Here is a 25729-nt window from a genome sequence, read left to right on the forward strand (position 1 = left end):
GTTACGCATGCACCTCATTCCGTTCTTCGGCGACTTGCCGCTCAACAAGGTGACGCCCGGCAAGGTCCAGGAATATCGCGTTCACCGGATGACCTCATATAATCTGCCGAACCCGTTATCGAAAAGTCAGCATAAGCCAAGAACCAAGCCGCCGGCACGCAGCACGCTACACGACGAGGTCGTAACGCTGCGCATGGTGCTCAAGACCGCCATTCGGCATGGCTGGCTGGAGCACCTGCCAAACCTATCGCCGCCCTATAAATCGCAAGGCAAAATTGTTCATAGGCCCTGGTTCAGCCCGGAAGAATATAAGCAGCTTTACGAGGCCGCGCGTGAATACGCGAAGGAGCCGTTCAACTCGCACTTTAAATGGAATGCCGAACAGGTTTATGACTTCGTGTTGTTTATGGCGAACACTGGCCTGCGACCGGACGAAGCCTTCAATCTTCAGCACCGTGATGTGACGATTGCCCGTGACGATGGCTCCCGCGAAGAAATCCTGGAAATCGAAGTCCGTGGCAAACGTGGCGTCGGCCATTGCAAAAGTATGCCGGGGGCCGTGCGCGTCTATAAGCGTTTGCTTGAACGCGCCAAGCCGGTTCATGGCGAGTCCCGCCGCGAACGGCAGCTTCGCCGCAAGGCAGGCGGCGAGGTGCCGCCACCGCCGGTGAAGGCATATCCGCAACTGACTGACCATGTGTTCCCAGGCAGTCACATCAAGCTGTTCAATAGTCTCTTGGCGCGGACGAACTTGAAATTCGACCGCGACGGTAAACCTAGAACGGCCTACAGCCTGCGCCATACCTACATCTGTATCCGCCCCATCTTTCGGCGACCTTGCCGACTACGAAACAGCACTGATTCTATCGAAAAAGATCGTCGGCAAGGAGGACGTTGATATAGCGGCCCTCATCCGGCGAATTGGAAACAGCGATTGAGGATTATGCGGGTCCAGCGCCGATTTTGCGCCGGCCTCGATTTTTACCGCCGGGCGAATATACGCATCCCCACCTGATAGGGCCGGATACTGGACCAACAGGCTCTGACCGTCTGTGTCGCCGTCATCCAGCGTCACGAGAAGTTGGCCTCCGGCAATCGGCAAACCGGCTGCCAGTTCTTCAAACTGTGTTTTGAGCGGCCCGCTGATGAAAGCCTGACACGCTGATCGAATATCGTTAAGCCGCCTCTCGCGCTGAGTGCGGCTTAATTTTTCCAGGTCTTCGAGGGAGGCTTCGGCGTCAATGTCCGCACGAAAGACCGTAATATCAATATCCTCGGAGAAGCGTTCGATCAGCCCATAGCCTTTGGACAGGGAGGTGCCTCCCTTGAATAGCAGGCGCGGTCCTCCTGGTTGCAGCCCGTTGAACAGCGCATCCGGCGTCCAGCAAACCCAGAAATCCTTCTCTATATTCTGTACCGTTGTTCCAAGCCGTGTAGCCGTGGCGAGGAAGAGGCCAAGGCGATCCTCGGCCGAAAAGGCGAGCAAGCGATTGAAGTCCTGGTTCATGCATTCACCTCGTGGCTTTTTGGCTTACGCTGCCGCGTGCGAGGGGGCACGACGGTAGCATTGTTGTCGTCTGCAAGCAGTCGCCGCAGCACGTCCTGCATCCATGCAGGTAAGGTTGGCAGCCCTGTTGCCAGATCAGCCGCGATAGCGTGCCCCTGATCTTTGTCGGTAAGAATGGCACGCAGCCGCCGCAGGATTCGCCGGTAGTCATCTGGGTCGGTCAGAGCATCCCGCAGCCAGTGCAGTGCCTGAAGTCGGTCGGAAGACGATGACCTGTTTCCCGAGCTTGATGGGGCGCAGGCGGGCATCCGTATGCACCACGATCTGGCCTGGCACAGCGTCGCTAAGGCCAAGATCGTTTGCGGCCGTCATGCCATCGACCAGCATCCGGGTTTGATCGCGCCGCGCTATGGCTTGGATCACGCGCCGATAATCAGGGACAGACATCTGCCCCGTGAGCTGGCTAGGGCGCGGCTTGTCGTAGAGACCGCGATCGAGGCGCCGGATTTGCGCAGCAAGCGCGAGGCGTTGCAGCGCTTTATCGACGGCTTCGCGTGAGCCAAGGTCAAGAAAATCAACCGGCGTCCAAACATCGTCCGGTGCGGACTGGATGCGGCCGGAAATTTGCATTTTGAGATCAGAGGTATGGTCGCTCATAGGGCGCTCCTGTCCGATAAATGTACACAAAGTTCGGACAATGTCGGAAAAATGTCTGTAAATTTCGGACGAGAAAGTAGCTGAAAACGGCGTTTTTCCGCGGTCGGGAGCCCGCGGCATACTCATTGCAGGATGGCTTGGCCCACACAGAGGAAAGGGGGGAGGGTAGGCTTCTTATAAAGTCGTTGCTGCCACCTGCGTCACAACTTTACATAGAATCGATTTGGTAATCTATTCCATCTGTGGTTATTAATCACAATATGAGGGCAACGTGATCTTCTCCAGAGATAACGCCTCGCCTCCATTGGCTTCACCAAATGTCAAATGGCATTTCGATCAGTAGGGGTGTGCGCGTGAGAAATCTTCCGATCATTGGAAAAGTTCTATCGGTCTTGGCCGTATTTGGAATTTTTGCGCTTGGGGCGGCCTTCTACTCTGCGGGGCAGATGCGATTTATCGATAAGAATTATAATGGCCTGATAAGCGACAAGGTCAGGACCGCTCTTATGCTGACGCGAGCCAACCGAGCCCTTGAGGGGGCAAGGGGAGACCTCGCTCTGCTCGTTTTCACTCCTACGAGTGCCAGCCGCCCGCAAATGCTATCCCGCCTTTCCTATGATCAGACGGCTTTTGCGACGGCCATTGACGCCGCCGCTGCCGCGGACGACGCGAGCGCGGCGGATATAGATATTCTCAAATCCAGGGGACTGGAGGTTATTCACGATGGCGGCAGCGACGTGAGCGTGACTGGCGCCGCCACCGCGCCCGCCGCCGTGCTCCAGGCACAAAGCGATTTCACCAATACCGTGTCGCCGAAACTCGACGGTGTGACCCAGGATATCCTTGCCGAATCCCATCACTTTGATGCGGATGCCAGCTCCAGTCAAAAATCTCTGACGGCGACGACGAATTCCACGATTCTGATGTCGTTTCTTCTGATGCTTGGCGGCCTCGTGTTGGTCATGCTGGGCGGCTTCTTCGCGATCCGTACCTGGATCGTGGCGCCGGTGCAGGCCTTGCAGGGGGTGATGGGTCGGCTGTCGAGTGGTGATCTGAAAGCCCAGGTCACTGGCACGGAGCGCAAGGACGAGATCGGCGGCATGGCGCGCGCGGTGCAGGTATTCAAGGATGCCGGCATTGAGAAGCAGCACCTGGAGGCCGAAGCCGCGGCACAGCGAGCGGCCGCGGAGCAGGAGCGTCAGCGCGTGGAAGCCGAGCGCGAAGTAGCGGCGAAGCAGCAGGAGTTCGTTGTGCATTCGGTTGCCACGGGGCTGGAAAAACTCTCTTCCGGCGATCTGCTCTTCCGTCTGACCACCGCCTTCGGCGGTGATTACGAAAAACTGCGCGGCGATTTCAACGCGGCGATGGAGAAGCTGCAGGTAACGATGCAGTCGATCGCGACCAACACGCAGGGTGTGCGCGGCGGCGCGGAGGAGATCACCCAGGCGTCGGATGATTTATCCCGCCGGACCGAGCAGCAGGCGGCGAGCCTGGAAGAGACGGCAGCGGCGCTGGATCAGATCACCGCGACGGTGCGGCGCACCGCGGAAGTGGCGAACGAGGCGCGGGACCTGGTCTCGACCTCGAAGACCGATGCCGAGCGTTCGGGTGCGGTGGTTCGCGACACGGTGCAGGCGATGAGCGGGATCGAATCCTCGTCCAAGCAGATCGGCAACATCATCGGCGTGATCGACGAGATCGCCTTCCAGACCAATCTTCTGGCGCTGAATGCCGGGGTGGAAGCGGCGCGCGCCGGTGATGCCGGGCGCGGTTTCGCGGTGGTGGCGACCGAGGTGCGGGCGCTGGCGCAGCGCTCGGCCGATGCGGCGAAGGAAATCAAGGCGCTGATCTCCGCGTCCGGCACGCAGGTCGCGGCCGGGGTGAAACTGGTGAGCGAAACCGGCCAAGCGCTGGGCCGGATCGTCACCCAGGTGGCGCAGTTGAACGGGTTGGTGGTGGAGCTGGCGGCTTCGGCGAAGGAGCAGGCGACCGGGCTCGGCGAGGTCAATTCCGCGGTCAACCAGATGGACCAGGTGACGCAGCAAAACGCGGCGATGGTCGAGGAAGCGACAGCGGCGAGCCACAGCCTGGCCAGTGAGGCCGAGGAGCTGGCGCGTCTGGTCGGACAGTTCCGCATCGGCCAGGAGCTGAGCGGGCCGACGGCGTCTGCAAAGGTGGCGTCTGCAAAGGTCAGGGCGCTGCCGCGCCCGACCGCTGCGCGGGTTGCTGTGGGCGCGGGAGCTGCTGCCCAAGACAGCTGGGATGAGTTTTGACGGCCGATGATGCGATAGCGCCATGATTTGTATTTCGCGTTTGCGGCAGACATCATAATAGCGTTTCACCGAAACCGCCGATCTGAGTGAGGGCATCGATGCCGACTATTCTTATTATTGATGATTCTGCGACCATGGTGATGAGCCTGGGGCAGATTCTACAGACGGCGAACTACGAAATTGCGACCGCCAATAACGGCAAGGAAGGTCTGGATAAGCTTGCCGGTGGACTCAAACCCACCGTTATCCTGACCGATCTGAACATGCCGGAAATGGATGGGATCGACTTCATCAAGGCGGCCCGCAAATTGCCCGAGACGAAATTCACCCCGATCATCGTGTTGAGCGGTGAGGCTGATGGGCGGAAACGAGACGAGGCGAAAGCCGTCGGGGCTTCCGGCTGGCTGACCAAACCCCCCAAACCGCCTCAGCTTCTCTATGTGGTGAAGCAATTGCTGCCCATGGGTTGAACGCGTAAGCGTTCGTTATCACGATGAACAGGTGTGCAAATGTTTGATGCAACGCAGGATGTGGAAGCGCTGGATCTGTTGGAGGCGGCTCGCACGCCCCAGGCGCGTTCGCAGCTGATGGAAAGCCTCTGCGAGCTCATCATGCGCAAGGTGAGCTTTCTGATGTTCCAGAAAGTACGCTGCAAGACGACGATTTTGAGCTGCGTGAACGCGGTGGTGAGCCATGATGCCGCCTTGTCGTCCTTTCCCGACATCATGCTGGCGGGCATTGTCGATCTCAAACCGCTGCACGGGCGCGCTATCGTCGCCGTGGAGGGGGATCTGATCGGCGCGGTGGTCGATGAGCTTTGCGGCGCCACCAGCACCGACATGTATGTGCGCGAAGAGCTCTCGGTGCTGGAGACGCGTTTCGGCAAGCAGATGATCGACATCACGATCGCCGCGATCTCCGAGGTGTTCGCCAATCTGGTCAAGCTGGACGGCACCGTCGCCCAATACGAGACGTCGCGCGGCATGCTGTCGATCGACGAAGCGCAAGCCTGGATGATTTCCGCGACCGGCATTTTTGAATCGACGCTCGGTTTCGGCTCGATCAAGCTGATCATTCCCTATGCCACTTTCGAGACGCTCGAAACGAGGATCAACTCGCGCGGCGCGCTGATTGCCGCGAGCGAGGTCGACCACAAATGGACGAACACCCTCGATCATCTGGTCGATGAAACGCCGCTTGAGGTGCAGGTGGAAATCGCCCGGGCGCGGGTCTCGATCGGTGTGCTCGATTCGCTCAAGGAAGGAGACAAGCTGCCATTCGCCTTGTTTCCGGAGGCGATCGGCGTGCTCGGCGGGATCGATATGTTTGTTGCCGAATATGGGCAGAGTGACGGATTTGTCTGCTGCAAGCTGAAATCCTCGCGCGGCGAGGACGGCGACGCCGGGGCCACGCCGGCGCTGGAAAATCGCGGGCGAGTGCAGACGCTGACGCGCCAGAAAAGCATCATGCAGCGCATTACCGTGGCGCTGACGGTGGAACTGGGACGCGTGCAGTTGACCTTGGCAAATCTGCGTCAGCTGCGCGAGGGGCAGGTGCTCGTCCTTGATCAGCCGGTCGATGAGCCGCTCAGCATTTACGCCAATGGCCGCCGCTTCGCCTATGGGGAGGTTGCCGCCATCGGTAACGAGCAATACGGCATCAGGTTCCTGTCTCTGGCGGAAGATTTCAATCCCGTGGAGGCGATGGCGGCGTGATGCGAACTGACCTTCTGGAGCGAGGTGGCTTGAAATCGAATCGCGCCGCAGTTCGGATCGTCTCAAGTAAAGTTGTTTAATCTAACGTCTTCATTACGAAAGCCATGCTTCATGGACGCTAACGACATCGCGGATGTATTCGTATTGCCCGCCAGCCTGGATCTGGCGGCGGCGGCGCCGCTCAAAGAGACGTTGCTGACCCGGCGCGGACAGAAAATCTGCGTTGACGGCACGAACGTCGCGCGCGCGGGCGTGCCGTGTCTGCAGGTGCTATTGGCAGCACGCCAGACATGGGTTGATGATCAAATCGAGTGGGTGAGCCGGAGTTTCTCCGTTGAACTTGTCACAGCGCTGCAAGAGCTGGGCATTGGCCTGGGAAGACTCGGTCTGGATAAGGAATCAGCCAAATGACGACGACGGTGTTAACGGTCGATGATTCACGCTCCATGCGCGACATGCTGAGGCATTCGCTCAGCGAGGCGGGATACCGCGTGGTGCAGGCGGAAGATGGGGTTCACGGGCTGGAAGTGCTCGAAAACGAAACCCCTGACGTCATCGTGACGGATATCAATATGCCGCGCCTGGATGGCTTCGGGTTCATCGAGGCGGTCCGGCGGGATGCGAAACGCCGCGGAACGCCGGTGCTGGTTTTGACCACCGAGGTTGATGCGGAAAAGAAACTGCGCGCGAAAGACGCGGGTGCGACCGGATGGATTGTGAAACCATTTGATCCGGTGAAGCTTGTGGCGGCGATCCGCCGCGTAACGGCCTGAACACAGGAGCGACGACCTTGGACCCTATGGCCGCCATTCGGCAGACTTTCTTTCAGGAATGCGAGGAGCAGCTTGCGGAGCTGGAATCCGGCCTCACGAATATGGATGGCGGTGCGGCTGATGCCGAGACCGTCAACGCGGTATTCAGGGCGGTCCATTCGATCAAGGGAAGTGCGGGCATCTTTGCGCTCGATGAGCTGGTCAAGTTCGCCCATGTGTTTGAGACCACGCTCGATGCGGTGCGCAGCGGACGTTTGCCGGCCACCCCGGATGTCATAAAAATCCTCCTGCAGGCGTCTGACACCCTGAGCGATGTGGTGCGGGCGGCGCGGGGTGACGGTGCGGCCGACGATGAAAAGACACAGAAGGTTGTCGCCGCGCTGAAGAAACTGATCGCCCCGGCATCGGAACAGAGCGCGCCGGCAGCTTCGTCTGCCAAGCCGGCCGAGGCGCCGCTCGAAGCCCTGCCTCCGGCGGAAAAAATCTGGGTCATATCGTTCAAGCCGCGGCCTGAATTATATGCCAACGCCAATGAAGCGTTGCCGTTGCTGCGTGAGCTCGGAAGGCTCGGCCAGACCGAGGTCGTGCTCGATGACACCACCTTGCCGGCGCTGCCGGATCTCGACCCTGAGGGCGCCTATCTCACCTGGACGGTGACGCTGCATTCCGCCTGCGAGGAAACGGCGATCCGCGAAGTCTTCGAATTTGTCGAGGATGATTGCCTGCTCGAGATCGCCGCCCAGGGCAGCGCCGAAGCGGTGGACGAAGGGTTCGATCTGGGCGAAGGCTTTGAATTCGAGATTTTTGCGCCGGGCGGGGAAGGCGTTGATTTTGAGATCTATGCGCCGGACGCGGACGAGCCGGCGGTCATTGTGGAACCGGTGCATGCCGAACAGGCCGCGGTCGGTCCGGTCGAGGCGATGGCGGCGAAGGCGGAGGCCGGCGCCCCGGTGGGTGCGACGATTCGCGTCGATCTGGATCGCGTCGACCGCCTGATCAATCTCGTGGGCGAGTTGGTCATCAATGAGGCGATGCTGAGCCAGCGCGTTCTGGAAGCGGGCATCACGCGCGCCTCCGCCGTGGCGATGGCGCTGGAAGAGCTGGAACATCTCACGCGCGAAATTCAGGACAGCGTGATGGCGATCCGCGCGCAGCCTGTGCGTTCCGTTTTCATGCGCATGCCGCGGCTGGTGCGGGAAGTGGCCTCGCAGACCGGCAAGCAGGTGCGTCTGCTCACCGAGGGTGAGGGCACCGAGGTCGACAAGACCGTGATCGAGCGCATCGCCGATCCGCTCACGCATATGATCCGTAACGCCATCGACCACGGGCTGGAATCGGCCGAAGGCCGGGCCGCGGCCGGCAAGCCGCTCGAAGGGACCGTCAAGCTGATCGCGGTGCATCGCTCCGGCCGCATCGTTCTGGAAGTGTCGGATGACGGCGGCGGCATCAACCGCCCGCGCGTGAAGCAGAAGGCGATCGAGAACGGCCTGATCGCTCCCGACGCGCAGCTCACGGATAACGAGATCGACAATCTCATCTTCCTGCCGGGATTTTCGACCGCGCAGACGATTTCCAACATTTCCGGTCGCGGCGTCGGAATGGATGTGGTGCGGCAATCGGTGCAGGCGTTGGGCGGCCGCATTTCCATCACCTCGGTGCCGGGCGTCGGCTCGACCTTCACCTTGAGTCTGCCGCTGACCCTGGCGGTGCTGGACGGCATGGTGGTGCGGGTTGGCAGTCACACGATGATCGTGCCGCTCGGCACTGTGATCGAGACCTTGAAGCCCAAACCTGAGAACGTGCATGCGCTGGACGCGCAGCATCGTGTGCTGTCGCTGCGCGGCGGCTATACTCCGCTGATCGATGTTGCCGAAATCCTGGGTTACAGCGACACGCCGATCGATTTGGCGAAGGCCGTGGCGCTGCTGGTGGAGGGCGAAGGCGGACGCCGGGCGGTGCTCCTGGTGGATGCCATCGACGGCCAGCGCCAGGTGGTGATCAAGAGCCTCGAAGCCAATTATCGGGCGGTGCCCGGCATCGCGGCGGCGACCGTGATGGGCGATGGCCGTGTGGCGCTGATTCTCGACATCGATGCCGTCGTCTCCGTGACGCGCACCGAGGCGGGACGGCGGGCGGATAGTAAGGCTGTGGAAATCTCTTTCAAGAGCGAGATGAGTCATGTTTGATTCCCTGACAGGACATCAGGATGCGCGCGAGCTGATCGCGTTTCGCGTGGGCGTGCTGGAGTGTTGCATCGACATCATGATGGTGCGGGAAATCCGCGGCTGGACGCTGACCACGGCGCTGCCGAAATCCCCGCCCTACGTGCGCGGTGTGATCAACCTGCGCGGTTCGGTGCTGCCGGTTGTCGATTTCGCGGTGCGTCTTGGCCTGCCGGAAACCGAACCGACCGAGCGCAATGTCATCATCGTCGTGCAATGCGGTTCGCAGCAGATCGGTCTGCTCGTCGATGCCGTGTCGGATATTCTGACGGTGACCGAGGCGGACATTCACCCCACCCCGGACGTGTCCTCGCCGATGCTGAAACTGTTCGTCCGCGGCCTGCTTTCCGTCGATAGCCGGATGATCAGCCTGATCTCTCTGGAGAACGTGCTGCCGGCCCTCGAACCCGAAGCCGCATGACCACCGACCAGACGGATTTCGCGTCGCCTGCCGTTGCGGCTGGCCTTGATACTGGTGAATTCCGGATCACGGCGCGTGATTTCGAATGCATCGCGGCGATCGTGCACGCCGAGGCCGGGATCTTGTTGCAGAACAACAAGATGAACCTGGTTTATTCGCGCCTCGCCAAGCGCCTGAGGATGCTCGGGCTGAGCACTTTCAAGGAATATTGCGCGCTGGTCGCCGACCAGGACGAGCAAGCTGAACGCGGCGCGATGATTCGCGCCCTGACCACCAATGTCACGCGCTTTTTCCGCGAGCCGCATCATTTCGATCATCTGAAGACGACCTTGGTTCCGGCCTTGCGCGCCACCGCCATGCAAGGCGGGCGTGTGCGTCTGTGGTCGGCCGGGTGTTCGAGCGGTCAGGAGCCCTATTCGATGGCACTGACGCTGCTTTCGGTATTTCCCGATGCCGCCTCGTACGATGTAAAAATTCTTGCCACCGATATCGATGAGAACATGGTCGAGAAGGGCCAGGCCGGAATTTTCGATCGCAGCGTCATCGCGGACGTGCCGGCGGATCTGCGGCAACGCTGGTTCACGTCATTGGAAGGGCGCACCGGTGCGATGCAGGCGGGCGAGGAACTGCGGACGCTGGTGACGTTCAAGAAGCTCAACCTGATCGGCGCGTGGCCGATGAAGACCAGGTTCGACGCCATTTTCTGCCGCAACGTCGTGATCTACTTCGATGCCGAGACACAGATCAAATTATGGTCGCGGATCGTGCCGCTGCTGAGCCCGAGTGCTGCCCTGTACATCGGTCATTCCGAACGCGTCTCCGGGCCGGCGGAAAAATTGCTCGTCAGTGATGGCATCACGACCTACCGGCCGCTGGGTGGGAGGCCGCATTGAGCAGGCCTGTCCGGGTGCTCATCGTCGACGATTCGGAGACGATGTGCCGTTTCATCGCGAGCGTGTTGCAGACCGATCCGGAAATCGAAGTGGCCGGTTTCGCCGGCGACCCGACTGAGGCGCGCGAAGCGATCAAGCGGCTCAACCCCGATGTGATCACGCTCGACATCGAGATGCCGCGCATGAACGGCCTTGAATTCCTCGAGAAGATCATGCGCCTGCGCCCGACGCCGGTGATCATGGTGTCGTCGCTGACGCAGGAAGGGGCCGAGGTTTCGTTGCGGGCGCTGGAGATCGGCGCGGTCGATTGCGTGGCCAAGCCCAGCATGGCCAACACGCACAGCCTGGATGTGCTCACCGATCTGGTGAAAGCGGCGGCGAAATCGCGGAACGTGATCCGCCGCAACACCCTGGCGGATGGTCAGGAGCCGGAGGAGTATGCCCCTGATGGCCGCATCATCGGCATCGGTGCCTCGACCGGCGGTGTCGAGGCGCTGATCAGGATCATTTCCGAATTCCCGAAGAACTGCCCGCCCACGGTGATCAGCCAGCATATGCCGGCAACCTTTACCAAGAGCTTCGCACAGCGTCTGAACAAGCTCTCGGCGGCGGAAGTGGCGGAGGCCGTTGATGGGGCGCCGCTGCTCACCGGGCACGTCTATCTCGCACCGGGCAATCTGCATCTCGAAGTCACGAAATCGGCAGTGCCACGCTGCCGCTTAAGCGATGCGGAACGTGTGAATGGTCACCGCCCTTCGGTGGATGTGATGTTCAAGTCGCTGGCACACCATGCCGGCGAGCGCACGATCGGCGTGATTCTCACCGGCATGGGCCGCGACGGGGCCGAGGGGCTGCTAGGCCTGCGGCGTGCCGGCGCGATGACGCTGGGGCAGGATGAAAGCAGTTCGGTCGTTTATGGCATGCCCAAAGTGGCGCACGAAATCGGCGCGGTGACGCGGCAATATCCGCTGGATCGGATCGCGGCACACCTGCTGCAGATATCCAACGCCAAGCGCAAGGAGCATGTCTGATGACAGGCGCGCAGCGGCAGGCCCGACGCCAGCCATGGCAGAGCGGCTGTTAGAAAAACGTCATGGCACCTTTGGATAAGGAATTGCACGAATATCGCCGCATCAACATCGTGCAGGGCGAGCAGCATGTCGACAGCAACCCGGATGTGGTGCTGACGACGCTGCTTGGCTCCTGCGTGGCGGCCTGCCTCTGGGATGCCGAGGCGGGCGTTGGCGGCATGAACCATTTTCTCTTGCCGGGCGGTGAGCCGGAGGCGCGGGAAACGTCCGGCGCGTCGATGCGCTACGGCGTGTATGCGATGGAGCTGCTGGTCAACGGGTTGCTGCGCAAGGGCGCGCAACGCAGCCGGTTGCAGGCGAAACTCTTCGGTGGCGCCTGCATGATGCAGGGGCTGACCGATATCGGAGAGCTCAACGCGACGTTCGCCGAGCGCTTCCTGCGCGCGGAAAACATTGCGCTGGTCGGCGGCAGCCTGCGCGGCTCGCACGGCAGGCGTATCCAGTTCTGGCCGAGCTCGGGCCGGGTGCGGCAGGCGTTCTTAAAGAGCGAGCCGAAAGCAATTTTCCAGGAAGAGCGCAACGCCGCGCTGCCGAAATCCTTGGGCGATGCCGGTGTGGTCGAGTTGTTTTGACGGCGCAGATGAAAGTGGAAGCGATGGATCAAACCGGCATTCAAACTGGCCAGGGGGGCGTTAGCCTCCAACACGTGTTCGCACGTCTCGGCGCGGAATGCGCGGAACTCGGAGGGCTGGCCGAACAGTTGCAATCGGTGCTGGCGCCGGCTCTGTTGCGCCTCGCCGATGACGGGGAATGCCATCGCAATGTGCAGAGTCTCGACCTGTTCGCGCAACGCCTCGCCGGTGTGGCGACGATCCTGAACACGCTGCAAGAACAGGTTCCCCCCGCCTGGCACACGGATGTCGAAGCGGCATTGCGCGACGTGACGCTGTCCGAACTGGTGAAGCGCCTGCGCGGTGAACCGGCCATGACAGCCCCCGACGACGCCGGCGCGTTAGAACTGTTTTAAGGCAAGGGAAGGCTACTTTTTGTGAACAAAAAGTAGCAAAAAACTTTATTATGCTGGGCCATGGGCGTTGTCGGAGACAACGCCCATGGCCCAGCATAATAAAAGTTTTTGCGCCGCTTTTTTCAAAAAGCGGCTGCTTCCTACGGCCGCCCGGCGCGGTGATACGGATGCCCGGCGAGAATCATCTGCGCGCGGTAGATTTGTTCGGCGAGCATCGGGCGGACCAGCATGTGTGGCCAGGTGAGGCGGCCCAGCGATAGTTTGGCGTTCGCCCGGGCGATCACCGTGGCGTCGAACCCTTCGGCGCCGCCGATTAAAAACGCCAGTTTTTTCCCGGTTTCGGTCCAGCGTGCCAGCAGCCGGGCCAATTCCTCGCTATCGGGCGTCTGCCCGCCGGCATCGAGCGCGATGACGAAATCCTGCGGGCTGAGGGCGCCGAGCAGGGCGTCGGCTTCGCGCCGTTTGATTTCCGCCACGCTGCCCTGGCCGGGGGAAAACTCGGCCAGGGTCAGGGTTGGTCTGATGCGTGCGGCGTAGCGGGAAAACAGCTCGGCTTCGGGGCCGTTCCCGGCCTTGCCGATGGCGAGCAGCCTCACTTACTCCTCCGGTTCAACCTCGTCGGGGGCGTCGGCTGTCACATCGTCCAGTTCGGCGCTCCACATTTTTTCCAACGCATACAGCGTGCGGGCTTCCGGCTTGAACAGGTGAACGATGATGTCGCCGGCATCGATCAGCACCCAATCGGTGCCGTTCGCGCCCTCCATGAGGACTTTCCTGAAGCCGGCCTCGACCAGCTTCTCGTTCAGATGGGTGGCCATCGCGGAAATCTGCCGGTCGGCGAGGCCGGTGGCCACCACCATGCGGTCGGCGAAGCTGGCGCGGCCGGCGAGGTCGATGGCGACGATGTCTTCTGCCTTGTCGTCCTCGAGGCTGGCGCAGATGACCTGCTGCATGCGGTCCAGCTCGGGCAGGGTCAGTTTCGGCGCAGCCTTTTTACGGCGTGGGCCGGCAATCGTGGCTTTCTTGCGCGGCGTGCCGGGCATCGCGGGCAGCGCCTCGGCAGGGGCGGCCTTGGCCACGCGTTTGCGCGGGGCAGCGGTGCCGCGCGGTGCCGGCGGCTTACGGGTCGGTGGACGGGTTATGACGACACTCCTTCAATCTTCCGGCGCAAAGCGGTGGCGGAGGCCGGATTCTCCTTGACCGGGAGCAGAATCCAGCACGGCGCCGCCGCCATGGGCAGACATAGCCCAGAGCGCGCGGGAAGGCGATGCTTTCTGAAGCGCGATGCAACCTGGCCGGCCAGAGCCGGGCGCGTGGCCCCGGGGCGCGGCAGCACCAGCATCGGCATGGCGCGCATGATCCGCAGCCAGTTGCCCCAGCGCGGCAGCTGCGACAGGTTGTCCGCCCCCATCAGCCAGACGAATTGTTGCGCCGGAAAACGCCGCGTCAGCGCGCGCATCGTGTCTTTGGTATAGCGGGTGCCGAGGCGCTGCTCGATATCGGTGGCGATGATGCGGCGCCCGTCGGCGATTTTTTCCGCCGAGGCCAGGCGCTCGGCGAAGGGCGCCATGCCGTTGGTGGGTTTCAGGGGGTTGCCGGGCGAGACCATCAGCCAGAGCTGGTCGAGGCGCAGACGCGTCATCGCCTGGCGGGCGACATGCAGATGCCCCTCATGCGCCGGGTTGAACGAGCCGCCGAGCAGGCCGACGCGTAAGGCGTGCCGGTGACCGTAGCGCGGAATCGAATAACTCATGGGAACAGGAATCAGGGCCGGACCTGGCCTGTGCCACGGACGATGTAGCGGAACGTGGTCAGTTGCTCCGGCCCGACCGGGCCGCGCGCATGGATGCGGCCGGTGGCGATGCCGATCTCGGCGCCGAAGCCGAACTCGCCGCCATCGCAGAATTGCGTGGACGCGTTCCATATCCCGACCGCGCTGCTGAGGCGGCGCAGGAAATCGTTCGCCACCGTCTCATCCTCGGTGATGATGGCCTCGGTATGCTCGCTGCCATGCGCGGCGATATGGGCGAGGGCTTCGTCCAACCCGTCGACGATGGCGACGTTCAGCACCGCGTCCAGCCATTCGGTGTCGAAATCATTCGGGCCGGCCGCTTGGAGGGAGGGGAGGATTGCCCGGGCCCGCTCATCGGCGCGGAAGGCGCAGCCCAAGGCCGCGAGGTCGGAGACCAGGTCCGGCAGCAACCGGCCGGCGATGGCCGAATCCAGCAGCAGCGTCTCGGTGGCGCCGCAAATGCCGGTGCGGCGCATTTTCGCGTTGGCGAGGACGCTGCGCGCCATGGCGAAATCGGCGGCTTCATGGATATAAGTGTGGTTCCGCCCTTCGGCATGAGAGAGCACCGGCACGCGCGCCTCGCGCTGCACGCGGTCCACCAGGGATTTGCCGCCGCGCGGAATGATCAGGTCGATCAGCCCGCTTGCCGCCAGCATGGCGGCGACGAAATCGCGATCGGTGCTGGGCGCGACCTGCACCACGTCCTCCGGCAGCCCCACTTCGCGCAGCCCCGCGATCATCGCCTGATGAATCGCGGCGGCGGAGTGGAAACTTTCCGAGCCGCCGCGCAGCAGAATGGCGTTGCCCGATTTGATGGCGATGGCGGCGGCGTCGGCGCCGACATTGGGCCGGCTCTCATAGATCATGCCCAGCACGCCGAGCGGTTGGGGAACGCGGCGGATCACCAGCCCGTTCGGCCGGGTCCATTCCGCGAGGGAACGCGCCAGCGGGTCGGGCAGGGCCGCAACCTCTTCCAGGCCGCGGGCCATGGCTTCCACCCGTGTTGCGTCGAGCATCAGCCGGTCGGCGAAAGCGGGGCCACCGGAAAATTTTTCCACATCCCGGGCATTTTCTTCGAGGATCTTTGGCGTCGCGGCGCGCAAGGCGGCGGCGGCGGCGGTCAAGGCCGCGTTGCGCGTGTCGGCGCTGGCCTGGGCCAGCACGGCGGCGGCGGCGCGGGCCTTGGCTCCGGCTTCGGCCATGCGTTGCGTGTAAAAATCGGGTTCGGCGTTCATGGCGGATATGGTTGCCGAGTCCTGGCGGGAAGATCAACTGCGCGCTATCTCTGGGGCGCATGCCAGACCATTTCGATTCGCTTGCGCAGGACCGGGCGGCGCCGGCCGGACCCCTGTTGCACACCACGCGATTGCTGCTGCGTCCCCTCGAGCCGGGAGACGCGGCGGCCTTTCACCGCTTGATCAATGACTGGGATATCTGCCGCAAGCTGCCGGAGGCGCCGTTCCCCTATCCGGCGGAGCTGGCGGCGCAGTGGATCGCCGCCGCCAGCGCCGACCGCGCCGGCGGGGTCGCCGAGCAGTTCGCGGTGGTGGATCGTGAAAGCGGCGCGTTGCTGGGATCGGCCGGGCTGCGCCTGTCGCGCGACCGCCAGTCCGCCGATCTCGGCTATTGGCTGGGCCGTGCCTTCTGGGGGCGGGGGTTTGGGGTGGAGGCGGCGCGGCGGCTGACCGAATGGGCCTTCGCGGCGCTGCCGATCGCGCGCATCACGGCGACGGTGGCGGCGGATAATGACGCCTCGGCCGCTTTGTTGCAGCGCCTGGGTTTCGCGCTCACCTCCAAGGGCGCGCAGGTCTTCCAGTGCCGGCCGGGGCAGAAGCTGCCGGTGCATCATTATGCGATCGCGCGCGATGTGCCGATGGCGCCTCAGGCCGCGCCGCCCTCCGCGGTGCTCCTGGTGGTGGCGGTGGCGCTGATCGACGCGGCCGGAAAAATCCTGCTGGCGCGCCGCCCCGAGGGCAAGAAAATGGCCGGCATGTGGGAGTTTCCCGGCGGCAAGGTGGATGCCGGGGAGACCCCGGAAGCGGCCCTGGTGCGGGAGTTGCGCGAGGAGCTGGGCATCGAGGTGGCCGCCAATGACTTGGCGCCGTTCGTTTTCGCGTCCCATCCTTATGACAGTTTCCATCTGCTGATGCCGGTATTCCTGTGCCGGCGCTGGCAGGGGCAGCCGGCGCCCAAGGAGGGGCAGGCCCTGGCCTGGGTGGCGCCGGACCGGCTGGTGGAATATCCAATGCCGCCGGCCGACCGGCCGCTGATACCGATGTTGAGGGATTTTTTATGACCAAGAACCCGACCGCCGCGATTCTGATCATCGGCAACGAGATCCTCTCCGGCCGCACCCAGGACATCAACGTGCAGTTCATCGCCAGGCGTCTGGCCGAACGAGGGATTCTGCTTACCGAGGTGCGGGTGATCCCGGACGTGGCGGCGCGGATCGTCGGCGCGGTGAATGAATTGCGGGCCGCCTATGACATGCTGTTCACCACCGGCGGCATCGGCCCGACCCACGACGACATCACCAGCGAATGCATCGCCGCCGCGTTCGGCGTCCCTTGGGAGGTCCATGAGGAGACCGACCGGATCATGCATGCGGCGATGGGGGAACGCTACAACGCGGCGCGGCAGCGCATGGCGACGATGCCGCGTGGCGCCGTGCCGATCACCTGCGAGGCGTCGCTGGCGCCGGGCTTTTCGGTCGGCAACGTGCATGTGATGGCCGGGGTGCCGCGCATCATGCAGGCGCAGTTTGCGTCGCTTGAACCGTCGCTGCCGCAGGGCACGCCGATCGCGATGCGCGCGGTGCACGGCATGGGGCTGCTGGAGGGCGGCATCGCCGCCGGCCTGGGGGAAATCCAGGACCGCTTCGCGGGTACCGATCTCGGCAGCTATCCGTTCCGTCGCGGCGAGGTTGGCGGGGTCGCCATCGTCGCCAAGGGCACCGACGTGCCGGCGTTGGAGGCGGCGATCATGCAAGCGACGGCCCTGATCGCCGCGCAAGGGGTGACGCCGGTGCAGGGCGAGCCGCCGCCGGCTGCTTAAGCAAGGAAGGCTACTTTTTGTGAACAAAAAGTAGCAAAAAAACTTTGTTATGCTGGGCCATGGGCTTTGTCGGCGACAACGCCCATGGCCCAGCATAGCCAAAAGTTTTTGCGCCGCTTTTTTAAAAAGCGGCTGCTTCCCTTTTTATCGCCGCAAAACGCGCCTATTTTACAGCCAGGGTGAACGGGGTTGCCAAAAGGCCCGCGCTGCCGCAAAAGCCGGGCCACGCGCGCTGCTCATGAGTGGCGGCGACCCTTTTGTATTTCTAGTCGCCCGTGGAGGCTCTTATGGCTGATTTCGACCTAGGCAAGATCCGCAATATCGGGATCACCGCACATATCGACGCGGGCAAGACCACCACGACCGAGCGGATTCTGTATTACACCGGCGTGTCGCACAGGATCGGTGAGGTGCATGACGGCAACACGACGACCGACTACATGGAGCAGGAGCGTGAGCGCGGCATCACCATCACCTCCGCGGCCGTGACCTGCGAGTGGAAAGAAAACCGCATCAACATCATCGACACGCCCGGCCACATCGATTTCAACATCGAAGTGAACCGGTCGCTGCGCGTGCTGGACGGCGCGATCTTCATCATCGAGGGCGTGGCCGGCGTGCAGCCGCAGTCCGAGACCAACTGGCGCCTGGCCGACCGCTACAACGTGCCGCGCATCATCTTCATCAACAAGCTGGACCGCACCGGCGCTGACTTCTTCCGCGCCTTCGCGACGCTGAAGGAAAAGCTGGACATCATTGCGCTGCCGCTGCAGCTGCCGATCGGCATCGAAGACGGCTTCCTGGGCGTGGTCGACCTGATCGAGATGAAGGCGATCGTCTGGGAAGGCGGCGAGCTGGGCGCGAAGTTCCATGACGAGCCGATCCCCGAGAACCTCAAGGAGCAGGCCGCCGAATACCGCCAGCTGCTGCTCGACACCGCGCTCGCGGTCGACGATGCCGGCATGGAAGAGTATTTCGAGAAGGGCGACGTTTCGGTCGAGACACTGAAGCGCGCGATCAAGACCGGCACCATCACCGGCGCCTTCCGCCCGGTGCTGTGCGGCACCGCCTTCAAGAACAAGGGCGTGCAGCCGCTGCTCGACGCCGTGCTCGATTACCTGCCGTCGCCCATCGACGTGCCCGGCATCAAGGTCGCCCCGCCGGAAGGCGAGGAAGAGGACCCGAACGCCCGCCGCATCAAGGCTGACGCGAGCGCGCCGTTCTCCGGCCTGGCGTTCAAGATCATCAACGACAAGTACGGCACGCTGACCTTCGTGCGCGTTTACTCCGGCACGCTGAAATCCGGCGATTCCGTGCTGAACACCACCAAGGGCCACAAGGAACGCATCGGTCGCATGTTCCAGATGCACGCCGACAAGCGTGCGGAAATCAAGGAAGTGCATGCCGGCGACATCGCCGCGTTCGTGGGCCTGAAGGATTCCGGCACGGGTGACACGCTGGCCGCCGCGGAAGACCCGGTGGTGCTGGAGCGCATGGCGTTCCCGGTCCCCGTGATCGACATCTCCGTCGAGCCGAAGACCAAGGAAGGCATCGAGAAGATGACCCTCGGCCTGCAGAAGCTGGCGGGTGAAGATCCCAGCCTGCGTCTGAAGACAGACCAGGAGACCGGCCAGACCATCCTCTCCGGCATGGGCGAGCTGCATCTGGAAATCATCATCGACCGTCTGCGCCGCGAATATGGCGTGGACGCCAATATCGGCGCGCCGCAGGTGGCGTATCGCGAGACGATCTCCAAGACGCATACCGAAACCTACACCCACAAGAAGCAGTCGGGCGGTTCGGGTCAGTACGCCGAAGTGAAGATCATCTTCGAACCGCTGGAGCGGAACGAAGGCATTCACTTCGAGAACAAAGTCGTCGGCGGCGCGGTGCCGAAGGAATACATCCCGGCCGTGGAAAAGGGCATTCGCAACCAGGCCGATACCGGCGTGCTGGCGGGCTTCCCGACGGTGGACTTCCGCTACTCGCTGGTCGACGGCAAGTACCACGACGTCGACTCGAGCGCGCTGGCGTTCGAAATCGCCGCCAAGGCCTGCTTCCGCGAAGGCATGAAGAAGGCCAGCCCGATCATCCTCGAGCCGATCATGGACGTGGAAGTCACCACCCCGCAGGACCATGTGGGCGACGTGGTGGGCGACTTGAACCGTCGCCGCGGCATGATCCAGAACCAGGAAAGCTCGGGTTCGACCGTGATCGTGCGCGCGCATGTGCCGCTGAAGGAAATGTTCGGCTACATCTCGCAGCTGCGCTCGATGACCAAGGGCCGCGCCTCCTTCACCATGCAGTTCCACCACTACGATCCGGTGCCGCGCAACATCGCCGACGAGATTATGGCGAAGTCTGCTTAAGGATAAGTAAGAAGGCCAGGGGCTTTGCCCCTGGACCCCACTGGGGCCGAAAGGCCCCAGGCCCCAAAAATAAAAACGGCGCCTCTTGGGCGCCGTTTTTATTTGCCCATGGCCGCCTTGCCGAGGTTCGCGGCTTTCCACAGATAGAGCGACGCGGTGGAACGGTAGGGGGCGAAAGCCTGGCCGATCGCTGCGAAGGCTTTGGGTTTCGGCTGTGCTTCCAGACCGTGCAGGAGACGATACCCCTCGCGCACGCCGAAATCGTCCACCGGAAACACATCCGGGCGACGCAGCGTGAAAATGAGCAGCATTTCCACCGTCCATTGGCCGACGCCGCGGATGGTGACCAGGCGGCGGATGAGTTCATCATCGCTCAGGCGCAGGGCGCGGGCGCGGCTGGGGATCAGCCCTTCCGCGGCCTTGGCGGCGACGTCGCGCATCGCGGCGACTTTCGCACCGGAAAAGCCGCAGCCGCGCAAGGCTTCGTCCGACAGAGCGAGCAGGGCGGCGGGGGCCGGAAGGGCATCGCCGCAGAGTGCCGTGAGGCGTCCGAGCATCGCCAGCGCGGCGCGCGCGTGCAGTTGCTGATGCGCCACGGCGGAAAGCAGAGCCGGATAGGGCTCGGCAAATTCCGGTTTGCCGCGCTTGAGCGGTCCAGCCTTGGCGATGAAGGCGCCGAGCACGGGGTCGGCGGTGGTGATATGGGTGGCGGCGTTCATTCTGGCGCGAGCATGATTCCTTTAGGTCGATCATGCCCCGGGCCGGCTAACTCAGATAGAGGAAAGCAGCCACTTTTTGAAAAAAGCGGCGCAAAAACTTTTGTTATGCTGGGCCATGGGCTGTGTCGGCGACAACGCCCATGGCTCAAATTAATAAAGTTTTTTTGCTACTTTTTGTTCACAAAAAGTAGCCTTCCCTTTCGCTTCAAGGATGATGCTGGTCGTCGCGGGTATCCTGGTGCGGCTGAGGGCGCGGTGCGGCATGGGGTTGCGGTGCCGGCTGATGGAATTGCGGGGCCGGCGGGCGATAGGCCGGCATAGGCGGATGGTAGGCCTGCGCCGGCGGGCGGTAGGTCTGCATCGGCGGATGGTAGGTCTGGACCTGGGGCCGTGGGGGCGCCTCGTGAGGCTGGTAGACGTGCGGCATCGGTTGATGGAAGGTTTCGGCTGACGGCCGGGGCGGTGCCGCGTGCGGCTCGACGACAGGCGCCGCCGGGGGGTGGGAGCCAAAATTTTGCGGCCGGGTTTCTGGGCCGGGATGGAATTCTCCCCCGTTTGGCGCTGGTCGGGCCATGGTGGGATGGATCGCCGGGGCGGCGCCGTGCGTGATCATGGGCGGCGTCGAATGCTGTGTCGCGAACGCGCTCGGATGCGGGGCGGCGGCCGGCTGGTGCGTGATTTGCGGGTGCAGCGCCTGGTTGAAGCCACCGAGCGCATGCGCGTGGCCGAACAATGCCGGTGTCATCGGACGGCCGAAATACGCCACCGAAGAGCCGCGCGCCATGGCGTCGGCTGGGATATAGGTGGCGGCCCGGCGGTTGGCGAAATCGCCCGGGGCGACCTCCCGGTGCGCCGCGGGATCAAAATTGCGCACATCGCCCCGGTTGATCCGCCGCAGATAGGCCGGGTCGGCGTGGTAGGCCGGATAAAACGGTTCGCCGGGCGCCAGCGGCACCCAGCCGACCGACTGCGAGGCGAGCAGCGACGCGGTCAACGCCGCACCGGCCGCGAGGCCGAAGAAGCCAACCACGGCCGGCGTGTAGACCGGCTGGTCGTCCGGTCCGTAAGCATAGCCCGGACTATACGCCGCACCCGGCACCCAGCCCCAGCGCCCGTCGCTGTCGATCCAGCGGCCGTAATGGAAGGGCGCAAATCCCCAGGGCTCCCCGTCCACCCAGGTCCAGCCCCAGGGGGCGATATAAGCCCAGTGGCCTTCCCGGAACGGTGCCCAGCCCGGGGTGACATAAGGATACCAGATCGCCCCGTAATCCGGGCTCTGGCTCCAGCTTCCATAGGTGGAGAGTTCGTCCACCCCCGTCATTTGCTGCACCGGAGCTGCAGCATAAGGGGGCGGCGGGGGCATCATTTCCGCCATCACATGGTCTTCAAATGCGTCGCGCTGCAGAGGTGCGAGCTGTGCGGTGGTTTGGTCGGTGCCGGAGAGCACACCTTCCTGGCCGGCCGGGATCTGCAGTTGTCCGACGCTGGCCGCACCTTCCAGCACCGCGACGGTGGTGGGGGTCTGCGCGTCCCCGGCCGTGATGTCGTAGGCGCCGGCCTGGGAGATCGTCACCGTGCCGCGTGGCGTCTCGAGTGTGAAGATCTGTCCAGCTTGTAAGTCCGATAGGGAGAGAAAAACTTCGCCCTGGCTTTCCGTGGCGGAGAAATGCGTGTCGTCGAGCGCGGTGATCTGCACTTCGGTGTTGGCGCCGAGGGTGAGGCGGCTGGCGTTCAGGATGATCGCCGCCTCCGCGCCGGCCTGCGTGAACAGCGAATCGCCATTCGTGACCGGATAGTTGGGAGTGGCCGCGACCCACTGTCCGCCGGAGCCGGCGCCGTTATATGACACGCTGCCCGAGAGTGAGGCGATCTGGCCGACCCGGGTGGGGATCGCGGCATTTTGCGCCTGCGCGGTAACGGGAAGAAGGAGGCCAAGGCAGCTGGTTGCCAGGAGACAACGGCGCAGCAGCGGACGTGAAGCAAACACAGGAAGACTCCATTTAGACGGCATCGTCAGGCCAACGTTGAGCATTGTCGACAGCGTGTAAATGGCGAGTATGGCGAAATCATAGTGGCGGTTGGGCATTGTCAGGGCGTTGCATTGTTTTACAATGCCGCCGCTTTGAGGTCGCAAACTTGCCGCAAACGCCAAGTAGATTCGCAATCTGCCGAGGCGTTCGGCGAAGACTTAAGGAGTATAAGATGACTGTCCGCGGTATGAAACGTTGCAAACGCGCGCTCGGCTTGGTTGCCGTGCTTGGCCTCGCCGGGCTGTCTTTGGCGGGCTGCGTGTATTACCCGTCCGGTTATGGCTACGCGCCTGGCTACTATGCGCCGGGCTATGTGGCGCCCGCGCCGGTCTATGGTGGTGTGTGGTTCGGCGGTTGGGGCGGTCACGGTCATTGGCATTGATTTAAGGAAAGTGGCCGCTTTTTGAAAAAAGCGGCGCAAAAACTTTTGGCTATGCTGGGCCATGGTCGTTGTCGCCGACACAGCCCATGGCCCAGCATAAAAAAGTTTTTTTGCTACTTTTTGTTCACAAAAAGTAGTCTTCTCCTTTTCTAAACCCGGCGTAAAATTTCCGTGACCAAGGCGTCGATATCCGCCTCGTCGGTGCGGTGATTGACGATGGCGGCGCGGATCGCGCGGCGGCCGTCGATGGTCGTGGTCGAGGGAGCGAACAGCCCTTCCTCTTGCAGGTCGGCGACCAGTTCGTCGGTCTGCTCATTGCTGAAACCGGCGACGCCAAAGCACACGATGTTGAGTTTGACCGGCGCCAGCAGTTCGAGCTGGTTGCTGGCTCTGACTTTGGCCGCGAGGCGCTGGGCCAGGGCGCAGGTGGTCTCCACCACGCCGCCGAGCTGCGCGCTGCCATAGGCGGAGAGCGTCATCCAGATTTTGAGTGCGCGGAACCCGCGCGAGAGGTCGGGGCCAAGATCGCAGGGCCAGGGCTGGCCGCCGGCGAGGCCCCGCGTGGCGGCGGCGAGGTAGTTCGTGGCCTGCGAGAAGGTCGCGAATTCGAGGTCACGGTCGCGCACCAGGAGGCAGCCGGCATCATAAGTGACCTGCGCCCATTTGTGGAAATCGAAGGCCACCGAATCCGCGCGCTCGATGCCGGCGAGATTCGGCGAATGCCGGGGCGAGAGTGCGGCGAGCGCGCCGAAGGCGGCGTCGACGTGGAGCCAGAGTTTCTGGTCCGCCGCAATGTCTGCCAGTGCTACGAGATCGTCGAACGCGCCGACATCCACGCTGCCCGCCGTGCCGACGAGGAGGAAGGGGGTAAAACCTGCGGCTTTATCGGCTTCGATGGCGATCCGAAGGGCTGCAATATCCATGCGGAATTCGGCGTCGAGGGGGATTTTGCGGAGGGCCGCAGCACCCAGCCCAGCCATGTCCAGCGCGCCGGTCACACAGCGATGCACGCCGGCGCTGGCATAGGCGGTGAGTTTCTTGCCACCGATGCCGTCGGTGCGGCCGGCTTCACCCAGCGCCTTGTAGCGCGCGCAGAGCACGGCGCAGAAATTCGCCATCGAGGAGCCGGTGAGCAGCACGCCGCCGGTGCTGGCCGGCATGCCAAGCATTTCCGCCGCCCAGGCGATGACCTGCCGCTCGACCGCGATGCCGACATGATCGCGGCCGCCACAATTGGCGTTCATCGCGCCGGCGAGAAGTTCGGCCAGCATCGACACCGGATTGCCGCCGCCATGCACCCAGCCCATGAAGCGCGGATGCGTGTTGCCGGTGACGTAAGGCTGGATGTTGGCGCCAAAACTTTCGTACAGCGCCTCGGGCGCGGTCGGCGCGGCGGGCAGAGGCGCCTGGAAGCCGGCGCGCACTGCCTCGGGCGTTTTCCGCCAGACCGGCCCGGCGGCAATGTTGGCGAGGTGGTCGATCATGTCGTCCATCATCCGGTGGCCGAGGGCGCGGAGGTCGGACCAGTCTTTCGGGTCTAGCGTGCTCATGCGGGGGTTATAGAGGGGCCGTGAGGAGAGAGGAAAGCGGCCGCTTTTTAAAAAAAGCGGCGCAAAAATTTTTGGTCCGCTGGGCCATGGGCATTGTCACCGACAACGCCCATGGCCCAAATTACCAAAGTTTTTTTGCTACTTTTTGTTCACAAAAAGTAGCCTTCCTTTTTTTCTCTAGTGCATCGCAAAGACGCTGTAATTGCCGTCATGCCATTTCCAGATGGCATAGGCGGCATTGATCACGTCGCCCTTGGCATCGAAGCTCAGCGGGCCGAGCACGGTGTTCCACGGGCCATCTGCCTTCAGGGTTTTGGCGACCACCGCGGGGGAGGTGCTGTGCGCGCGCTCCGCGGCCTCGGCCCAGACCTGGATTGCCGCGTAGGAATACAGCACGTAGCCGGTCGGGTCCTCATGCAGCGCGTTCAGCTCGGCAACCGCTTTCGCGGCGGCCGGGTCTTTTTCCGCCGGCGGGGAGAAGGTCATCAGCATTCCTTCAGCCGCGGGGCCGGCGATCTGCCAGAGCGCAGAGGTCACTGCTGCGTCTTCCGAGAAATATTGCGGCGTAAAACCCTGGGCGGCACCTTCGCGCATGATCAGGCCTGAATCGGCATAATAGCCGCCGATATAGACCAGCGTGATGCCGTCCTGCTTCATGCGGCTGATCAGCGCCGAATAGTCCTTGTCGCCGGCGGTGTAGGAGGTGTTGTAGGCGATCGGCACGTTAAGTTTGCCGAGATAGGCGCGCACCTGATCGGCGATGCCCTTGCCGTAGGTGGAGTTGTCATCCAGCACCGCGATCTTCGCGTTCTTGAAATGCGCGGCGATGTAGTCGGCCGCCACCTTGCCCTGCTCGTCGTCACGGCCGCAGGTGCGGAAGATGAAGGGGGAGCCGTCATCGGTGTATTTCGGGTTGGTCGAGCCGGGGGAAATTTCGATGATGCCGTTATCGGAATAGACCTTGCTGGCCGGGATCGAAGAGGCGGAGCAGAAATGTCCGTCCACCATCACCACGCCATCCGAGACCAGCGTGTTGGCGGCGCTGACCGCGGTTTTCGGGTCGCAGGCGTCATCGACGGCGATTTCCTGCAGTTTTTGGCCGTTGACGCCGCCGGCGGCGTTGATGTCAGCAATCGCCAGATCGGCGCCGCTCTTCTGCTGCTCGCCGAAAGCGGCGTTCGAGCCGGTGAGTGGGCCGGCGACGCCGATCTTGATCTGCGCCTGGGCGGGCACGGCGGCGGCCGCGAAACCGAGCGCCATGACGGCGACGGTAGCGAGAAGGATGGTGCGCAATGAGGACTCCTGTTGGTTAGG

The 25729-nt window shown here is 63.0% G+C and carries 26 protein-coding genes; 16 read left to right on the plus strand and 10 right to left on the minus strand.

Going from position 1 to position 25729, the window contains the following annotated elements:
• On the plus strand, positions 1–898 hold an 898-nt coding region (locus VGG47_RS02100; protein ID WP_331535211.1), incomplete at its 5' end, for a site-specific integrase.
• On the opposite strand, the gene VGG47_RS02105 is transcribed toward VGG47_RS02100, so the two are convergent.
• On the minus strand, positions 845–1507 hold the full coding sequence (locus VGG47_RS02105) for a nucleotidyl transferase AbiEii/AbiGii toxin family protein (protein ID WP_331535212.1): 663 nt from the start codon (positions 1505–1507) through the stop codon (positions 845–847). The genes VGG47_RS02100 and VGG47_RS02105 overlap by 54 nt on opposite strands.
• A 207-nt stretch (positions 1508–1714) precedes the next feature.
• Complete coding sequence (locus VGG47_RS02110; protein ID WP_331535213.1) at positions 1715–2164, minus strand: DUF6088 family protein; 450 nt, start codon at positions 2162–2164, stop codon at positions 1715–1717.
• 596 nt (positions 2165–2760) lie between these two features.
• Between VGG47_RS02110 and VGG47_RS02115 the strand changes: the two genes are divergently transcribed.
• From VGG47_RS02115 to VGG47_RS02165, 11 genes are all read left to right on the plus strand, one after another.
• Positions 2761–4437 (plus strand): methyl-accepting chemotaxis protein, encoded by a 1677-nt coding sequence (locus VGG47_RS02115; protein ID WP_331535214.1) that lies wholly within the window; start codon positions 2761–2763, stop codon positions 4435–4437.
• A 98-nt stretch (positions 4438–4535) separates the two neighbouring features.
• Positions 4536–4907: a response regulator gene (locus VGG47_RS02120; protein WP_331535215.1), complete on the plus strand. Its 372-nt coding sequence runs from the start codon at positions 4536–4538 to the stop codon at positions 4905–4907.
• Positions 4908–4946: 39 nt separating this feature from the next.
• The gene (locus VGG47_RS02125) at positions 4947–6152 is read left to right on the plus strand and encodes a FliM/FliN family flagellar motor switch protein (RefSeq protein ID WP_331535216.1); all 1206 of its coding nucleotides are present in this window, start codon (positions 4947–4949) and stop codon (positions 6150–6152) included.
• 111 nt (positions 6153–6263) lie between these two features.
• Positions 6264–6563, plus strand: a complete 300-nt coding sequence (locus VGG47_RS02130) for an STAS domain-containing protein (protein ID WP_331535217.1) — start codon at positions 6264–6266, stop codon at positions 6561–6563.
• Positions 6560–6925, plus strand: a complete 366-nt coding sequence (locus tag VGG47_RS02135; RefSeq protein ID WP_331535218.1) for a response regulator — start codon at positions 6560–6562, stop codon at positions 6923–6925. The genes VGG47_RS02130 and VGG47_RS02135 overlap by 4 nt, the downstream gene beginning before the upstream one ends.
• A gap of 26 nt (positions 6926–6951) precedes the next feature.
• Positions 6952–9111, plus strand: a complete 2160-nt coding sequence (locus tag VGG47_RS02140; RefSeq protein WP_331535273.1) for a chemotaxis protein CheA — start codon at positions 6952–6954, stop codon at positions 9109–9111.
• The gene (locus VGG47_RS02145; protein ID WP_331535219.1) at positions 9104–9568 is read left to right on the plus strand and encodes a chemotaxis protein CheW; all 465 of its coding nucleotides are present in this window, start codon (positions 9104–9106) and stop codon (positions 9566–9568) included. The genes VGG47_RS02140 and VGG47_RS02145 overlap by 8 nt, the downstream gene beginning before the upstream one ends.
• A complete protein-coding gene (locus VGG47_RS02150) occupies positions 9565–10461 on the plus strand; it encodes a CheR family methyltransferase (protein WP_331535220.1) in 897 nt (298 codons plus the stop codon). Before VGG47_RS02145 ends, VGG47_RS02150 begins: the two co-directional genes overlap by 4 nt.
• The gene (locus tag VGG47_RS02155; protein WP_331535221.1) at positions 10458–11492 is read left to right on the plus strand and encodes a protein-glutamate methylesterase/protein-glutamine glutaminase; all 1035 of its coding nucleotides are present in this window, start codon (positions 10458–10460) and stop codon (positions 11490–11492) included. The genes VGG47_RS02150 and VGG47_RS02155 overlap by 4 nt, the downstream gene beginning before the upstream one ends.
• 62 nt (positions 11493–11554) lie before the next feature.
• Positions 11555–12124 carry a chemotaxis protein CheD gene (locus tag VGG47_RS02160; protein ID WP_331535222.1) on the plus strand — a complete coding sequence of 190 codons (570 nt, stop codon included), beginning with the start codon at positions 11555–11557 and terminating at the stop codon, positions 12122–12124.
• 74 nt (positions 12125–12198) lie between these two features.
• A complete protein-coding gene (locus VGG47_RS02165) occupies positions 12199–12519 on the plus strand; it encodes a hypothetical protein (protein WP_331535223.1) in 321 nt (106 codons plus the stop codon).
• Between the two features lie 140 nt (positions 12520–12659).
• On the opposite strand, the gene VGG47_RS02170 is transcribed toward VGG47_RS02165, so the two are convergent.
• The 4 genes from VGG47_RS02170 to VGG47_RS02185 form a co-directional block, all read right to left on the minus strand.
• On the minus strand, positions 12660–13115 hold the full coding sequence (locus tag VGG47_RS02170; protein ID WP_331535224.1) for a 23S rRNA (pseudouridine(1915)-N(3))-methyltransferase RlmH: 456 nt from the start codon (positions 13113–13115) through the stop codon (positions 12660–12662).
• Positions 13116–13562, minus strand: coding sequence for a ribosome silencing factor (gene rsfS, locus VGG47_RS02175; RefSeq protein ID WP_331535274.1), 447 nt, complete (start codon positions 13560–13562; stop codon positions 13116–13118).
• A 95-nt stretch (positions 13563–13657) separates the two neighbouring features.
• Positions 13658–14272 (minus strand): nicotinate-nucleotide adenylyltransferase, encoded by a 615-nt coding sequence (locus tag VGG47_RS02180; protein ID WP_331535225.1) that lies wholly within the window; start codon positions 14270–14272, stop codon positions 13658–13660.
• Positions 14273–14283: 11 nt separating this feature from the next.
• The gene (locus VGG47_RS02185) at positions 14284–15546 is read right to left on the minus strand and encodes a glutamate-5-semialdehyde dehydrogenase (RefSeq protein WP_331535226.1); all 1263 of its coding nucleotides are present in this window, start codon (positions 15544–15546) and stop codon (positions 14284–14286) included.
• Between the two features lie 59 nt (positions 15547–15605).
• Between VGG47_RS02185 and mutT the strand changes: the two genes are divergently transcribed.
• The 3 genes from mutT to fusA all read left to right on the plus strand — a co-directional run bounded on the left by mutT (position 15606) and on the right by fusA (position 19734).
• Positions 15606–16607, plus strand: coding sequence for an 8-oxo-dGTP diphosphatase MutT (gene mutT / locus VGG47_RS02190; protein WP_331535227.1), 1002 nt, complete (start codon positions 15606–15608; stop codon positions 16605–16607).
• A complete protein-coding gene (locus VGG47_RS02195; protein WP_331535228.1) occupies positions 16604–17365 on the plus strand; it encodes a competence/damage-inducible protein A in 762 nt (253 codons plus the stop codon). The genes mutT and VGG47_RS02195 overlap by 4 nt, the downstream gene beginning before the upstream one ends.
• Positions 17366–17652: 287 nt before the next feature.
• On the plus strand, positions 17653–19734 hold the full coding sequence (gene fusA / locus VGG47_RS02200; protein WP_331535229.1) for an elongation factor G: 2082 nt from the start codon (positions 17653–17655) through the stop codon (positions 19732–19734).
• A gap of 98 nt (positions 19735–19832) precedes the next feature.
• On the opposite strand, the gene VGG47_RS02205 is transcribed toward fusA, so the two are convergent.
• A complete protein-coding gene (locus VGG47_RS02205; protein WP_331535230.1) occupies positions 19833–20453 on the minus strand; it encodes a DNA-3-methyladenine glycosylase family protein in 621 nt (206 codons plus the stop codon).
• A gap of 205 nt (positions 20454–20658) precedes the next feature.
• A complete protein-coding gene (locus tag VGG47_RS02210) occupies positions 20659–22440 on the minus strand; it encodes a DUF6600 domain-containing protein (RefSeq protein WP_331535231.1) in 1782 nt (593 codons plus the stop codon).
• A gap of 215 nt (positions 22441–22655) precedes the next feature.
• On the opposite strand from VGG47_RS02210, the gene VGG47_RS02215 reads away from it, so the two are divergent.
• Positions 22656–22865, plus strand: coding sequence for a hypothetical protein (locus VGG47_RS02215; RefSeq protein WP_331535232.1), 210 nt, complete (start codon positions 22656–22658; stop codon positions 22863–22865).
• A 149-nt stretch (positions 22866–23014) separates the two neighbouring features.
• Here VGG47_RS02215 and VGG47_RS02220 read toward each other — a convergent pair whose 3' ends face one another.
• Both VGG47_RS02220 and VGG47_RS02225 read right to left on the minus strand, forming a co-directional pair.
• Positions 23015–24415 (minus strand): pyridoxal phosphate-dependent decarboxylase family protein, encoded by a 1401-nt coding sequence (locus tag VGG47_RS02220; protein ID WP_331535233.1) that lies wholly within the window; start codon positions 24413–24415, stop codon positions 23015–23017.
• 177 nt (positions 24416–24592) lie between these two features.
• A complete protein-coding gene (locus tag VGG47_RS02225; protein ID WP_331535234.1) occupies positions 24593–25708 on the minus strand; it encodes a branched-chain amino acid ABC transporter substrate-binding protein in 1116 nt (371 codons plus the stop codon).
• Positions 25709–25729 lie beyond the last annotated feature (21 nt).

It is taken from the genome of Acidocella sp. (genome assembly GCF_036489515.1).
In the GTDB taxonomy this organism is placed as follows: Bacteria; Pseudomonadota; Alphaproteobacteria; order Acetobacterales; family Acetobacteraceae; genus Acidocella.